We start from the raw sequence: 14,970 nt of genomic DNA, 5'->3' as shown, positions 1-14,970 counted from the left end.
GAATACAATACCTTGTTCGTTTCCTCTAAAAAGGCTTATTAAATTTTAAAATTAATGTTAAGATGATGTAAAATGCTATAGATGACATTGAATGATGCAAGGGGAGAGATGGATGAATTACAAGATAAGTGTCATAGTACCCTGCTATAACAGTGTACAATACATAGAACAGAGTTTGGAATCATTAGTTAATCAAAGCCTTAACGCTATTCAGATCATCATGATTGATGATGGATCTGATGAAAAAACAAGTAGAATTATGGACACTTACGCTACAAAATATGAAAATTTCGAAGCGATTCATAAGATAGCAGAGAAAGGTATCGGCGCAGCCTGGAATAAAGGCATTCAGTATGCATCAGGAGAATACATCGCTTTCGTGAACAGTTCTGACTACCTTGGTTCCCGTGCCTATGAAATAATGTATGGAATGGCCGAACATACCCATTCAGATATTGTTATCGGTGGTATTAACCGGTTTAACTCGAAAAAAAATGTAAAATACTGGATGAGTAGTAAATCTGCTTCTGACTCATGTGAAAAAACACATATCTCAAGAAATCCATCACTGCTGTATGACACAACCATAGGGAATAAAATCTTTAAACGCTCATTCTGGGAAAAAAATCAATTTGTTTTTCCTGAACACCTTCCAGCCGAAGAAATGCAGGTCACCATTCCGGCTCATTTTCTGGCAGAAACCGTTGACATTGTGCAGGATACAGTTTATTTTTGGCGAATCGAAGAAGTGTTCGATAGCGATTTGACTGACACTAATAAAAATATAGAGACTCTTTTTGATCATTTGAAAACAATGCACTCGCTTAATGATTTCTTGAAACAGCAGAATGCTTCGGATGAACTAATCGAAGAAAACCATTTGAAATATTTGACGGTTGACTACCCAGCATTAATAAGTAATAGTACCAATACGGATTCCAGTGATCGCCTCCGAAAGATGATCTGCCAAGATTTGTCACGCATAGATGTTCATTTATTCAAGAAAATTCCATCCCACCTTTCTCTAGCCTATCAATTTGTGATTCAGAATAGAATGGCAGACGCTCTTGAGCTGATGAGTTTGTCTAAAAATCAAATTCTCTCATACAAACCATACAAAGAAAAAGGGCATTGGTATCAGAAATATAAAACTTCAGCAGTCGCAGAAGAGTATCCAGTTTGTGTTGATGATGCTCTAAGAGCTGTTTCAAAAATACACAAGGTTAGATGGAATAGCACGAAAACGCTGACTATTTCCGGCCATGCTTTTATTGAAGGGCTTGATTCGAAAAGTCAGAGTAAGGTGAAAATGTCTGCGCATGTCATTAATCTGAACAATAAAATTCAAACAGATATCCCAGTGATATTGGGCAGAGACAAATCCATTACGAGAAAATGGGGAACATCAAAGAAAAGCAAAATAAATCCCTTCTCAAGGGTTTACAATTATAATTGGTCATTGTTTTCTATCAACATTGACTCTGAAAAATGTTTTAGCATACTTCAAAATGGAAAATGGGCAGTGTTTTTAACTTTGACTGTTCAGGGAATCACAAAAACTGTACGTATTGGAAATCCGCTGAAGGGCAGTAACAAAGCCGGTTTTAAATTAATCGGTGATCAAGCGTGGAATGTAAACTATAATGGAGAATGGAATCTTGCCATCGATATTTACAAACCTGATGTCTTGATTACAAGATGTGATACAAAAGACGATTTACTGATACTTGAAGGAAAATATGAACGGAAGATTGACAATTTATGCCTTTCTCGTTTAAATACTTCTTCATCTCAGGATATCACATGTGACCTAGAAGTCGCTTATACTGATGATCACCGGTTCATAGCCTCAATACCGTCACATAAACTTGGAGAGATGAACTTTAATCATGGATCCTGGGTCTTAGGGTACCGACTTTCAGGAGAGATTGTTCCTCACTCTGCTAAAGCCTGTCTTAAGTCTGGCAGTACTATTTTTACACTTCAGGGCCGCAATGTGTGGACGGAAATTTCTCAAGGAAATCTGACTATTACTGTTTCCAAGTATCAACACCCGATGTTAAGCAAACTTGTTTTTAAAGACCTTGTAATGGAAATTGAGATTATCCTTCCTGAATTACCTGATAAGGTAGAGTATGAAGTCATTGCAAAGCATCTTATTTTTGAACCACAAGGCGACACTCCCCCAGTCATCATTAATTTACCTGATACACAGGGAAAAAGCACCGAAACGCGCTCACTTACGATAAATTGTCTGGATAAGAGCGGTCACTTTAAATGGTATGCTACTGGTGACTGGCATGTATTTTTTGAGGTTGAGGGAAAAAATAATCAAGGAGAAATTCTCGCTTACAAAATACCGGTCATTTATTCACCATCCTTATTGCACGCACCTTCTAAATCTGTCTTTTTCGAACGATTAAAATTCAGTACAGGAAAAGGGGCCCACGGTTCGCTTTTGTTTCACACAAAGCTTACATGGGATTTTGTAGACCGATCAGAAAGAAGGCAGAAATTCGTCAAGTTGTATCTGTACCCGATGATGCGGCTTCTGCCAATTAAAAGAAACAATATTGTTTTCGAAAGTTTTTGGGGCCGGTCATTTAATGACAATCCAAAAGCCATCTATGAGTATATAAAGAAAACATATGGCAGCAAATTTAAATATATCTGGTTCTTTGATAACGAGTATACTCCAGTGCCCAAGGATGTCATAACGATACGAAAAAACAGCTGGCGTTACTTTTATTATTTTTCCACTGCAAAGTATTTTGTTGAAAATGGCAACTTTCCGAATTTTTATGTCAAAAGAAAAGGTCAGATCGAAATGCAGACACTGCATGGGACCTTTATGAAAACGATGGGATTTGATGAGAAACCTGCATACAGCAAAAAAAGCCAGCAGGACGGATTGCTTAGAAGGTCAGGCAGGTGGGATCTTTTGATATCCCCAAGCCCTTATATGACAGAGATTACAAAAAGGGCTTATCGCTATAAGCGAAGCTATGTGGAATGCGGGTTTCCAAGAAATGACAGCCTATATAAACAGAATAACGCCGATGCCATTCAGGCGATGAAACAAAAGCTTAATTTACCATTGAACAAGAAAATCATTCTGTACGCTCCAACTTTCAGAGAACAGGGAAAGTTCGATCTGCAACTTGACTTTGACTTGCTGAGAGATAAACTTGCGTCAAATTATATCATTTTACTACGCTTACATTATTTTGTATCAAGTAAAATTGATATTGAAAATTATAAGAAATTTGTCTATGACGTTTCCGCTTATCCGGAAATCCAGGATTTGTATTTAATTTCGGATATGATGGTTACCGATTATTCTTCTGTTATGTTTGATTATGCACATTTGAAGCGTCCAATGCTATTTTTTGCCTATGATCTGGAATATTACAAAAATGATCTGCGTGGTATCTATTTAAATTACGAAGAAACTGTTCCAGGCCCAATAGTCATGAATACCAAAGAATTAGTTCAAAATGTGCTCACTTTGCCGAAATCAACGGAATACAACGTTAAATATACCAATTTTTATAATAAATTTTGTACATTCGGCCGCGGTGATTCTTCTAAAGAAGCCGTTGAGCGCCTATTAAGCCAACACAGCAAATGATGTCATCCTTAAAGAACAATCAAACATGCGGAAGTTGTTAAAACGGTTATTTTACATTTTTTTGAAGCAAAATATAAAGAATGGGTCTCCCGTTCAATTTTTGAACCTGTTTCGCGATAACATGATATGTCTTTTGAATGCCCTGAATATTGATACGTTCCGAATTCAAATGTCTTTCTAATCGAATAACGACAAATTCAGTTTTTCCCTCTCTGATATATTGATTCTGAGCATTCATATTCTCAGGGTATAATTTATGGTCAATGTTCTGTTTTTCAAAATACCGGACATTCGGAACGATGTTTGCTGCTAAATAAAATCCACCATCCAGAAAACCATAATTAAGAAGTGTTGGGGTCTTCTGACGGTCAATAATTGCAGCAAACTTTTTTTGTACCGGTATTTTTTTTTCAAGGAATCTGGAATATTGAATATTGGTATTGTAACCAAAGCAAAGATAGATCGTAACCATTGAAAAAAAGAGAAGCACCAGCCACCTTCCCTTTTTATTCTTTTCATAGGGCATTAACTGTTTTGATTTTTGAAGGAACAAGCCGATTGCAATGAGCCCGAACAGAGTCAGGGGTGTCACAATAAGAAAATAATAAACGTATTCTCTACCCCCGATATAGACGCCAAGGAGTAACCCAACAGTAATACTGAACAGGATCCATTTTTCTGCACTTGACCGGAAATACTTCCATGTGAGCAAAAAATCAGCCATCCCGATTAAAAACATGATCTTACTTTCAACATTTTTATTTAAAGTTGCTCCTATAGCCAGAGCACTGTTTATCAGTTTATCCGGAATAGTCAGCTGTGAAGAATAGGTTGACAGGTTAAACTTAAAGTAGACATTGAAGAGATCAACAAGCGCATGATTCACACCAAAATAAATCAGCCATGGCATACTTGAAAGAATCAGTCCGATCGTTGTGAAAGCCAATGCTTGAAGCAGTTCCTTCCACTTTCGCTTGCCTGCAAGGATAACGAACAATGCTATATAAAAACCAATACAGCCTCCGAGAAAAGTAAATTTGATCCAAAGAAGGCAACCGGCGATCAAACCGATTGTGATATAAAACCTGTAACTGAACGGTTTATCGTGAGACAATTTAAAATGGTTCAGAACGAGATATAGAAAAAGCATCAGAAAAGGAATGGCAAATTCCTCTGCACTTCCTCCAAAATAAAAAGCAGGCTGGTTCAAAATCAGTATCGGGAAGAAAAGTGACACAAGTGCCGATGACATTCGATGAAGATATAATTGGGCAATTTTATGAGCCAGGAACAGACTGAAGAACATGGCCAAACTTTCAAGTAGATAGACCCCGAAAAAGCTCGTATGCCAAATCAGGTAAGCCAATTCATAGATCGCATAGAGCAGAGGTCCTTTTTGTTCAAAAAGATCTTTATACGGGACAAGTCCATGAGCCATTCCCTTTCCAACGGTGAAAAAAGCATTTGCGTCATCCCAATTATTTAATGCAAAAAAAGGAGATGACTGCGTAAAGAAAAGCATAATAAAAAATGAATAAAGAGATAAAAAAACAACAAAACGATTGCTCCATAGTGTCAAAATTAATTTTCTGAAAAAATTTCTATTATCATTTATAGACATTTTGACGCACACTCTTTTCTTCGCTTCTCTCATCCAAAAGAAAAGGCTGACTTAGGCTGACTTTAAGAATAATAAGCACGTGTACTATACCTCAATTTGTATCTTAGGCACCACAATCATGGGAAATTTTTCATATTTAACAAATCAAGATAACCCACACTCACTTTAGTGTTTTTTCTGTAGAACGTCCCCTTTCCTTTAACCATATAGAAAGGGGACGTTTCATTAATTCGAGTCTGATATTTTGGTTTGGTTCTGGTTAAAGCTTGTCTGTTACTTTTCGCTCCACTCGCTTTAAGCTGGTAATCTTTGAGTCTGGTCCGCTGTTCCCGCACACCTTCAGCTCAATCAACAAAAGGACAAAGTTGGCCCTTGGCGAAGCTGTGATCCTTCAAATGAAGGCTGAGATCATCGTCCAGTCTTCTCCATCAACACATTAACGCATTGTTCACTTGCAGTACCCTTATCATAAGTGTTGAATTTATTTCTGAATGCAGTCAGTCTGTCTCCATACTTACTTTTAAACTGATCAATCGACTGAAGCTCACGAACCAAGTCATCATTGGTCATGCAAATAGGGCCAGGTGCTTCCTTGATAATGTCAAAATACATGCCGCGAAGATTATCACGGTAATTTTCAAGATCATAAGTAAAAAGCAATATCGGCCTGTTCAGTATAGCAAAATCAAACATAACTGAAGAATAGTCCGTGATTAAAACATCCGCAATTAAATAGAGATCACGAATGTCATCATAATCTGATTCATTGAAAATGAAACTTCCCGTTTCCTCTTGATCAAGATGCACAGACGATGAAACAAAATGATGAAACTTAATCAGCAGTACGGAATCATCGCCCACAGCTTTTTTAAGTCGCAACAGGTCCAACTCTAATTTGAAATAGTTTTGCACTCGCCAAGTTGGTGCATAGAAAATGACTTTTTTGTCCAATGGAATACCTAGCCTCTTTTTAATTTCGGCTATTTTCTCAGGACGATTATCAAAGAATAACTTATCATTGCGCGGATACCCGGACTTAACAATTTCAGCATGGTGTTTAAAAGCTCCTGCAGCAACTTCCGCAACATAATTGCTTGGTACACATAGATAATCCCATCGACTGTTCTTGGCCAAAAAATCGGCCGCGTCTTTACCCTTTTTAACTTCACCTGGAGCATCAAAACCCAATGTTTTCAACGGGGTACCGTGCATGGTCTGCAGCTCGACCGCCCCTTTTCGCTTACGACAAAAAACGGGAAAGTTCACGTTATTTACAAAGTATTTTGCCCGAGCCAAATAATAATAATATTTCAGCGAATGCCGTCTCACTATTTTGGCATGTCCCTTTATATGTGTCAGCGGATTGTTTAATCCCCAAACCGTCTCATATTCAGGGTAATTTTTATCAATATATTCATAAATTGCCCTCGGATTACACTCGAAGCTTTTTCCCCAATAACTTTCAAAGACAATCGTTTTCCGCTTTAGAGGCAGCAAACGTACAGCAGGATAAAAGAGCTTTCTCAGAACAGCCCGCCGCAACTTTCCGCGTTCAATCCATCCCCATTTTGCGGATACACTTATCTGGGTCGTTTGATTGCTATCCTGCCGGAATTCATAGTCCTTCCGATCATAAGCAATTTTTCTAAGAGACAAATCATCCGAATAAATCGGGTATTGTTCAAATGTTTCTTCTGATTCTTGACCTATGGTGAAGTATAGATTAAAAACATTGTGTTTCAAGAATTCCTGTCCCGCTTCTCCGTCAAGGTTAATCATCACATCATAAATAGAACGCCCATACTTATCCTGTGATTGAGATTGATTGACGGGAAGAAAGAAGAACCTGTCAAAGTCCGCCGAGCGAAACAGAAGACGTGTCTCAGAATAGCTATTGTTACTTAATTTAAAAGGTCCCGCAATCCTAAGATGTATTTTTTCCCCACTATGATCTATTTTCAGTAACTCAGCACCGTGGTGACGTACTTTAAAAAACATATGACCCTGGCTGTTCGCTTTGACCACTATTTCCGCAAAGCCAATATCAAGTTTTGTTTCGTTCTCTTTTGAAAAGGTAAGTGGTTTTGGAGTTTCCTCTGCTGATTTAAGAAAAACGTTCCATCCGCCATACCCGTCATCATTTTGGAAAACTGAAAGAGGGACATCACTTCTGAATGCAGATTGACCCACCGATCCAGAAAATTTTAAATATGAACCCCCTCTCCATTTTCTTAAAAGAAGGCCACGAAAATTATCTGGTTGGTCGGTTTGACCTGAAATCTGCAGTGCTGATTCTTCAACCTTAATCTTTTCAACACTATGAACAATTTTTTCTTTAATGATGTGAAGATCCCAATTGCTTCCGTATGTCAAGTGAATGATGCTATCCGACTGGAATAAAGAGTCCGGCCTTGCACTCTTACCCTTTACAGGAGAACCTACAGTAAAAGTTCGGGTCAGCCCACCCGCTTCAATAACTCCCTCAATAAAATAACGTCCGTACGGCAGATTGGAAAATTCACTTTTGTTAAATGGAATAGACAAACTGACATCTGACCAATTATAGTTATTGACAAACAAGAAGGGCAAATATTTTTTTCTTGCCCACACACCATGCTGTACTGTATTTGCTATGTTTCGTTTCAACCGGGATTGATGGATTGGAATCTTTGAACCAGTGTCTTCATTAACAAGGGCAAAGCGTACTTTTACGCTCCATTTATGAGCTGAATTAATTTTTTGGATATATGCAAAACCAGATAGATTTAAATTTTCTCCCTGCCATTCAGCTACTCTCGTCTTCCGCTGAACTTGCAGGTTATTGTCAATGATCAGCAAAGACTCAGGCACCAGATTATGATAAGGGTAGGTCACATAATAGTGGCCGTCATGGCGCATTAACTTTTGTTTGGCCACTCCCTTGTTTTTTTGAAACTTCAACAGATCGAGAACTTTTTTCTTATCCTTTTTTTCCACGAAGTAATATTTCATTCTATCGATCGGCCAAAGTTTGAGAAGTGCTTCTTGCGGGACTTTTTCAAGATACTTCGAAACTTCACTAATATAAAGATGGACGTACTGCTGATCCGCTTCATTAAGCTTATTCAGATAGATCAGCAAATCCGTATTCAGTATCTTGTAATCTTTTTCAGCAAGAAGAGAACCCTCAATGTGATTCTCTGAAAAAAAATCGTTCACCATTCCAACAGCTTTTAAACGATCCCTCAAGTTTCTAATATCGGTTCTGTTCTGAGTGATTGACTGATCACCAAAATCTCTGGATCGCCAATAATAGACCACGTCATCAAGAACATCCACTGAGCTTGCTAAGTAGTGCGCGGGAATAGTCACCGGAATATCTTCATAGAGCATGTGTTCTGGAAAGGCCAATTTGTTTTTTTCCCAGAAAGACGTCCGGAAAAGCTTGTTCCATGCAGTTGTGTCATAGATAAGCTCAGGGTCCCTAGTAATATGCGCTTTTAACTTTTTCTTTGTGAATATTCTTTGATGTAAGGTTGACGGATATGTTTTTATCGAATTAAAGCGCATTACATTACCGACAACAATATCTGAATGGGTTTCTTCAGCCAAGGCATACATTTTTTCATAGGCGTCAAATGTAACGATGTCATCTGAATCCACGAATGCGACATATTGTCCCCTGACATACTGCATACCGTAATTTCTTGTCTGTCCCAGCCCCCCATTCGGCTTGTCATAAGCAAAGAAGTTCTCATACTTATCGGCATAATCATGCATAATCTCGCCGCTTTTATCAGTAGAACCATCATTGATCATAATGACTTCAATTTCACTAAATGTCTGATCAACTAATGAATCCAGACAAGCCTCCAAATATTGCTGAACGTTATATATGGGGACAACAACACTGATCTTTGGTAAATCCATACCACACAATACCTCTTTCTCATGCTTTATCAAGTCAGGACTGCATTAATTACTTGCCGGTCACATTCCGGCATAAAGTGTTCATAAATATTTCACGTCTATTCGTCATTATAAAACATTAATGAGTCCATCTCAAACAGATATCAAAAATATACATTTTTTCATGATAAGGGCATGTTATAATCTATAATACGAAACGATAGATAATGGAGAAAACAGGGAGTGTACAGGATGAAAGTCGCTATACTGATTCCTTGCTATAATGAGGAACTGACCATTGGCAAGGTCATCGACGATTTCAGGCGTGAAGTGCCCGAATCAGATATTTATGTTTATGATAATAATTCTACCGACAAAACAAAAATGATTGCGAAGGAAAAAGGCGTTCACGTTTCAGAAGAAAGACGCCAGGGGAAAGGTAATGTGGTCCGTTCCATGTTTTTCGACATTGACGCGGATTACTACATTATGGTTGACGGTGACGACACATACCCTGCGGAAGCAGTGCATACGCTGCTTGATCCACTGATCAGCGGGGACGCGGATATGACCATAGGTGACCGTCTTTCAAACGGCACTTATGAGGATGAAAATAAGAGAGCGTTCCATAATTTTGGAAACACTTTGGTCAAAAATTTGATCAACCGGCTTTATAAAAGCAATATTAATGACATTATGACCGGGTATCGCGGATTCAACAAATTTTTCGTCCGATCTTTTCCTATAACAAGCACAGGTTTTGAAATAGAAACGGAACTGAGCATCCACTCCCTTGACAAACGGTTCAAAATCCGGGAATTGCCGATTGATTATCGCGACCGCCCGAGTGGCAGCGAATCCAAGCTGAATACGTTCAGTGACGGACTTAAGGTCATCAGAACTATTTTCACACTCTTTAAGGATTACAAACCTCTGACTTTTTTTTCACTCTGGGCAGGTTTTCTTGCATTGCTTGGGCTGGTCGTTGGTAGCCCGGTCGTTCTGGAATTTGTCAGATATCACTATATTTACAAAGTGCCATCCGCGATTCTTGCAGTCGGGCTTGTCCTGATGGCCATGCTTTCGTTCGTTTGCGGGCTGATTCTTGATACAGTAGTCAATAACGCCCGGAAGCAATACGAAGTGGCATTGCACCAGATCCATGATTCGTTGAAACATGAAGAAAAGCAGGTCATAAAGTAATGAACAGAAAAATGACTTTGTACTTGGCGCTTAACCTATTGATTGGTCTCTTTGTTGGAACAGGGGCCTATTTTTATACTCATTCGTTGCAGAGTACACACTTGATTCCGTTATTCTTCTTTATTCTATTGGGAGCTATGATGAGCTTTGGAACCGTCAGCGGTCGGTTTGTCGAACCTTATCGAATGTTGCTAAAAAAGACAAAGGTTTTCGTCTGGCTTTGCCTGATTTTTCTTGCAGGGATCATGACTGTTGCGCTTAAGCCTTCACAATTCCATTCTTGGAATTACAGTTTGCCGACTGCAGCAGTTTTCACTCTCGCTGCATTTCTTTTTGTGTTCTTCTTTATTCTCGCAATTGCCTGGCTGATACTGACTTTCTCAAGAAGAAATGCAGAATCTGTTCCGAAGAAACGTTATATCTTCATCTACGCGCTTCTGCCCTTTGTCCTGTCACTGGTTTATTTTTGGGCGTTTTATCCGGGTATTCTCGTCATTGATTCGGTGAACCAATGGCAGCAGGCCCACTCTACTTTTTTCAACGATTGGCATCCGGTCATGATGACCTGGATCATCCTGCTGACAACAAAAATATGGGATAATCCTGCGGCTTTTGTCATTCTCCAATTCACGATAATCAGTGGGATTGTCGGATACGTCATCTATGCTTTCAAATCCCTGGGCCTAAACCGCTGGCTGCTCATCGCTGGCTGGCTTTTTCTTACTTTCTTTCCACTAGATGCTCTCTATTCAGTCATTATCTGGAAGGATACTCTATATTGTTATTTTCTTCTGTGGCTGACAACCATGCTGATCCTGATTATTCACACCAAGGGACAATGGCTGAAGTCTTATGCACACCTGTTTGCACTCTACTTATCAGTCGCCGGTCTGATTTTTTTCAGGCACAATGGATTTCCTGTACTTCTTGTCACAATTGTTATTTTCCCATTCTTTTTCAGAAAAAATTACTGGCGTATGTACGGTGTCTTTATTGCTGCCGTCATTACATTTCTGATCGTTACCGGACCGGTTTTCAAGTACTATCACGTCTACCCGGCGGATAAAACGGAATCTCTGGGCATTCCGATCCAGCAAATTGGGGGGATTATCAAAGATAGTGGAAAGATGAGCGCATCGCAGCAGGATTTCTTCAATCACATTTTTCCTGAAAGTAAATGGAAGCATGTGTATCAGCCATCTCAGGTTGACCCAGTAAAATTTCATAAGGGATTTAATAAAATGTATCTACGAACCCATCCATCCGGTTTCGTAAAGAATTGGGCGGGGATTGTTCTGCAGAATCCGAAACAAGCGACCAGTGCTTTTCTAAGTATGGAACAGCTTGTCTATAAGCTCAACATTCCCCAGAGTCAGATGCGCCCGGTATTCCGTTACAAAGCGTTCAGCAATTACCGGCCTGTCTATTTCTTGTCAGCAAGAACCATTAAAAAGGATCACGTAAAATACAAATCATTCCATTATTCGTTGTATGGAACGCAGCATGCCAATCATTTTCTTGCATCTTCGATCCGCCGCTATAATGATCTCTTTCTCAAGGGTATAGCTCGAATATTTGTACTGCCGGCCCTTTATCTTTATCTGAGCATTCTGTTCCTATTTGTTGTTGTGCTTAAAGGCGGATGGAAACTTTCCCTTGCAGCGGTGCCGGCTTTTCTTAACCTTGGCTCAATGGCCGCTGCCATACCGGCTCAGGATCCGCGCTACCTGTTCAGTAATTATCTGCTTTTCATTCCATTCCTTTTCTTGGCCACTTTATGTGCCGGAAAGCGTGAAAAACGTGTTTAAAATGATTCTGCATTCTATTGCCAAAAATCGCACAGGCATCGTGCTGATCATCGTTGCAGCATTAGCTACTGCGACCGGTCAAATGCTTTGGAAGTTGTCGCACACTGTGCCTGATCTTTATTTTATCATCGGTTTTCTGCTCTATTTCTGTGGTGCCGTTCTGATGATCGCCGCTTTTAAATTCGGCGATCTGTCCGTTCTTCATCCACTGCTTAGTTTCGGTTATATTTTTTCAATCTTTCTTGGCAGTCTGTTTCTTGGCGAATCTCTGAGTGCTCTACAGATTATTGGCATTCTCATTATCATTGCCGGAGCATCGCTGATCGGGGGCGGAGACGATGATTGAAACAGCACTCCTCATTGTCATGACCATGCTCGGATCTCTAGGAGGATTTTTTTTCAAGCGATGCACGATGAGAGGGTTAAGCCTTTCACTATACTTTGTCGTAAATCTGGGCGTCGGTGGCCTGTTCTATGTTTCAGGAGCACTTCTCAATATCTGGCTACTGAAGCTGCTCCCTTACACCATTGTTTATCCGCTGACAGCCGTCACCTATATCTGGACCCTCATCTTCTCTTTTTTCTTTCTCAAAGAAAAAATTAACAAGAGAAAAATCTCGGGAGTCCTGCTCATCCTGCTTGGTGCCTGCCTGCTGGTGATTCACTTCAATTGACTTTTTTCAGTGTGGTAAAATGGGGTTAATCAAACAAACAATTGGGGATAGGCTCATGACCGCTGAACTCTTACGCATAAAGGACATGCTTTGGAAAGATAAATTGATAATCAAAGGAAGCTGCCGGCTTCGAACAGGTAACGGGTTTCTAATGCTGGAAGAACGGATTAAGGGAAATGACCTGTTCATTCCCAGGGATATAAAAATACCCTGTACTGTAAAATGGGGTAATTTTTCAGCCGAGATTGATCTTCAGCTCCTCTCATCGTTGCAGAACCCCTTGGATTTGTGGGACTGCTTTTTTGTCTGTGATCACAACAAAGAAGAAATTGAAATTCATTCAGAATCAAAAACCTTCGAAAGCTATAGGGTTACAGAACGGTTCCTGATGATCACTTTTTATGAAAATTCCCGCCACACCTTGTCCATTTCAGTTAAGAAAAATGATCAGGTGAAAGCAGAATTGACCGGCGTATCACAAAAAGAAAACATTTTCAGATTCAAAGGACAAATTACTGGAATTAAAATCGATCAGTTTACCCATGCGTTTCTTTCGGTCAGAAAAAGAGAGAATAAGAATTCAATTCTTTATCAATCTGAAACTGATTTTCCAATAGAAGTCAACTCCGATCATAGCTGGTCTTGCCCGTTCAACAAACAATCTGTTTTCCCAGATTCAATGATTTGCCATGAAGAGGTGTGGGATCTCTTCATCAAGCTTGAGAACGATGGGGATTCGCTGTATCTTCCTATCGGGGATCAAGCAAAGCTTGATGATGATTATTCGATTCTGTCTAAAAACACATTTTATCAAGCTAAATTGTACATCAACAGAAAAAAATGTGTGGGTCTTTGGGTGAAGCGGATACCTGAGTATCTGAGCCTAAAAAAATGTTTCTTTGATAGCAATGGACAACTCGTTCTTTCATGTGCCTCTAATGCTCATCGAAGAATCGAGGGATTTAAAATTGAGCCCGATCAGGAAATATGGGCGAATCACTTTCAGGGATTTTCATTGATTGGTTCAGTCGACCGCCATTTGACGTCGATTGACCTCTCCATTCCTCTGAATCGTTTGAAAAATCTCTACAAGATAGAAAAGGGCCTTCAGTTCAGAACGATGATCGAAATTAAAGATTCAAAAACAGGCGTACTGACCTGGATGCCACTATTTATTGAAAATGAACTGCCTCCTGAAAATAGATCTATTGAATTGCAGGATAATCTTGATGCCAGAGTGATGGGGAAAATTCACGAACCGCTCAAGATTGAGATCGTTAATCACATTTCTGCCAATCTTTATCGTATGGAGCCTGTCAAACTGGCTATTCTCGGCACATGTTATACACGTGGCGCGTTTGGATCAAATCCTTACTTTAATCCCGGATATAAGTCAAAGTATGATCTTGTGTATACTCAGTTTCATTCCAGCATCCCCAGCCTGATGAGCGAACCGGTTCCTTTTCCTGAGCAATTTTTCGAAGGTAAAAAACCAGCTGAAAAAGAATATATCTCTTGTGACTTCGAAAAGAATTTCTTTACCCGTCTATCAGAAGCGAAGGCCGAATATTTCTTGTTGGATCTCTACCCGGATGCAGTTCGTGACCTCGTTGTGTTCGATGATCAGCATATCATTACTGGAACCTTCTATTTAAGAAACCGTGCATTTTTACAGTCGATCGATGGTAAGGCACATTTTGTTTCCCACGATAATGAAGAAGAGTTACTCAACTACTGGTGTCCGGCTGTAGATCGTTTTGCTGAAAAAATCGTACAGTTCTTCCCTCAGGAACGGATCATTCTTCAGAAAGCGCGCATGACAAACCGATACTATGATAAAAATCGTCAGGTTCATTATTTTACCGACCAACTGGACCTTTACAAAAGAAGCAATATGTTCTATCAGTTTATGGAATCCTATCTGCTGAAACGGCTTCCTCATATTCATACAATTGATTTGAATCACTACGGATATATTGGGCAGTACAATCATCCCTTTGGACAATCGACCAACCACTTTGAACCAGACTATTACAAAAAATTCATGTTGAAACTGGACGAGATCATTCTGGATCAAGATCAAAAAGAACGAAAGTGAACGAAAAAGACTGCGGAATTTCCGCAGCCTTTTTCGTTCACTGGCAG

General features: G+C 39.5%; 8 protein-coding genes and 1 pseudogene. 6 read left to right on the top strand and 3 right to left on the bottom strand.

What is annotated here, in order from left to right; all coding sequences use genetic code 11:
- The first annotated feature begins 112 nt into the window (after nucleotides 1-112).
- Nucleotides 113-3,631, top strand: a complete 3,519-nt coding sequence (locus E4665_RS00170) for a bifunctional glycosyltransferase/CDP-glycerol:glycerophosphate glycerophosphotransferase (RefSeq protein ID WP_167815070.1) — start codon at nucleotides 113-115, stop codon at nucleotides 3,629-3,631.
- Between the two features lie 46 nt (nucleotides 3,632-3,677).
- Here E4665_RS00170 and E4665_RS00165 read toward each other — a convergent pair whose 3' ends face one another.
- From E4665_RS00165 to E4665_RS18760, 3 genes and pseudogenes are all read right to left on the bottom strand, one after another.
- Nucleotides 3,678-5,252, bottom strand: a complete 1,575-nt coding sequence (locus E4665_RS00165; RefSeq protein ID WP_241654565.1) for a hypothetical protein — start codon at nucleotides 5,250-5,252, stop codon at nucleotides 3,678-3,680.
- A 408-nt stretch (nucleotides 5,253-5,660) separates the two neighbouring features.
- Nucleotides 5,661-8,228: a CDP-glycerol glycerophosphotransferase family protein gene (locus E4665_RS00160; protein ID WP_241654564.1), complete on the bottom strand. Its 2,568-nt coding sequence runs from the start codon at nucleotides 8,226-8,228 to the stop codon at nucleotides 5,661-5,663.
- 435 nt (nucleotides 8,229-8,663) lie between these two features.
- Nucleotides 8,664-9,161 (bottom strand): annotated as a pseudogene (locus E4665_RS18760) (glycosyltransferase family 2 protein); the annotation flags it as partial.
- Between the two features lie 231 nt (nucleotides 9,162-9,392).
- Between E4665_RS18760 and E4665_RS00155 the strand changes: the two are divergent.
- Genes E4665_RS00155 through E4665_RS00135 form a run of 5 tightly spaced genes read left to right on the top strand, consistent with a single transcriptional unit; the run spans nucleotide 9,393 to nucleotide 14,923 of the window.
- The gene (locus E4665_RS00155; RefSeq protein ID WP_135346773.1) at nucleotides 9,393-10,343 is read left to right on the top strand and encodes a glycosyltransferase family 2 protein; all 951 of its coding nucleotides are present in this window, start codon (nucleotides 9,393-9,395) and stop codon (nucleotides 10,341-10,343) included.
- Entirely contained in the window at nucleotides 10,343-12,151 is a 1,809-nt protein-coding gene (locus E4665_RS00150) for a DUF6020 family protein (protein WP_135346772.1), read from the top strand. Before E4665_RS00155 ends, E4665_RS00150 begins: the two co-directional genes overlap by 1 nt.
- Before the next feature lies 1 nt (nucleotide 12,152).
- Nucleotides 12,153-12,497, top strand: coding sequence for an EamA family transporter (locus E4665_RS00145; RefSeq protein WP_135347102.1), 345 nt, complete (start codon nucleotides 12,153-12,155; stop codon nucleotides 12,495-12,497).
- Nucleotides 12,490-12,825, top strand: coding sequence for an EamA family transporter (locus tag E4665_RS00140; protein WP_206663544.1), 336 nt, complete (start codon nucleotides 12,490-12,492; stop codon nucleotides 12,823-12,825). Before E4665_RS00145 ends, E4665_RS00140 begins: the two co-directional genes overlap by 8 nt.
- 55 nt (nucleotides 12,826-12,880) lie before the next feature.
- The gene (locus E4665_RS00135) at nucleotides 12,881-14,923 is read left to right on the top strand and encodes a DUF6270 domain-containing protein (protein WP_135346771.1); all 2,043 of its coding nucleotides are present in this window, start codon (nucleotides 12,881-12,883) and stop codon (nucleotides 14,921-14,923) included.
- The last annotated feature ends 47 nt before the right edge of the window (nucleotides 14,924-14,970 follow it).

It is taken from the genome of Sporolactobacillus shoreae, from assembly GCF_004684935.1.
Lineage (GTDB): Bacteria > Bacillota > Bacilli > Bacillales > Sporolactobacillaceae > Sporolactobacillus > Sporolactobacillus shoreae.
This window is presented reverse-complemented; position numbering and strand designations above follow the sequence as displayed.

Excerpts from the sequence above, each read along its gene's own strand:
- E4665_RS00170 (WP_167815070.1), top strand. The coding sequence starts at position 113 with ATGAATTACAAGATAAGTGTCATAGTACCCTGCTATAACAGTGTACAA.
- E4665_RS00165 (WP_241654565.1), bottom strand. The coding sequence starts at position 5,252 with ATGTCTATAAATGATAATAGAAATTTTTTCAGAAAATTAATTTTGACA.
- E4665_RS00155 (WP_135346773.1), top strand. The coding sequence starts at position 9,393 with ATGAAAGTCGCTATACTGATTCCTTGCTATAATGAGGAACTGACCATT.
- E4665_RS00150 (WP_135346772.1), top strand. The coding sequence starts at position 10,343 with ATGAACAGAAAAATGACTTTGTACTTGGCGCTTAACCTATTGATTGGT.
- E4665_RS00145 (WP_135347102.1), top strand. The coding sequence starts at position 12,153 with ATGATTCTGCATTCTATTGCCAAAAATCGCACAGGCATCGTGCTGATC.
- E4665_RS00140 (WP_206663544.1), top strand. The coding sequence starts at position 12,490 with ATGATTGAAACAGCACTCCTCATTGTCATGACCATGCTCGGATCTCTA.
- E4665_RS00135 (WP_135346771.1), top strand. The coding sequence starts at position 12,881 with ATGACCGCTGAACTCTTACGCATAAAGGACATGCTTTGGAAAGATAAA.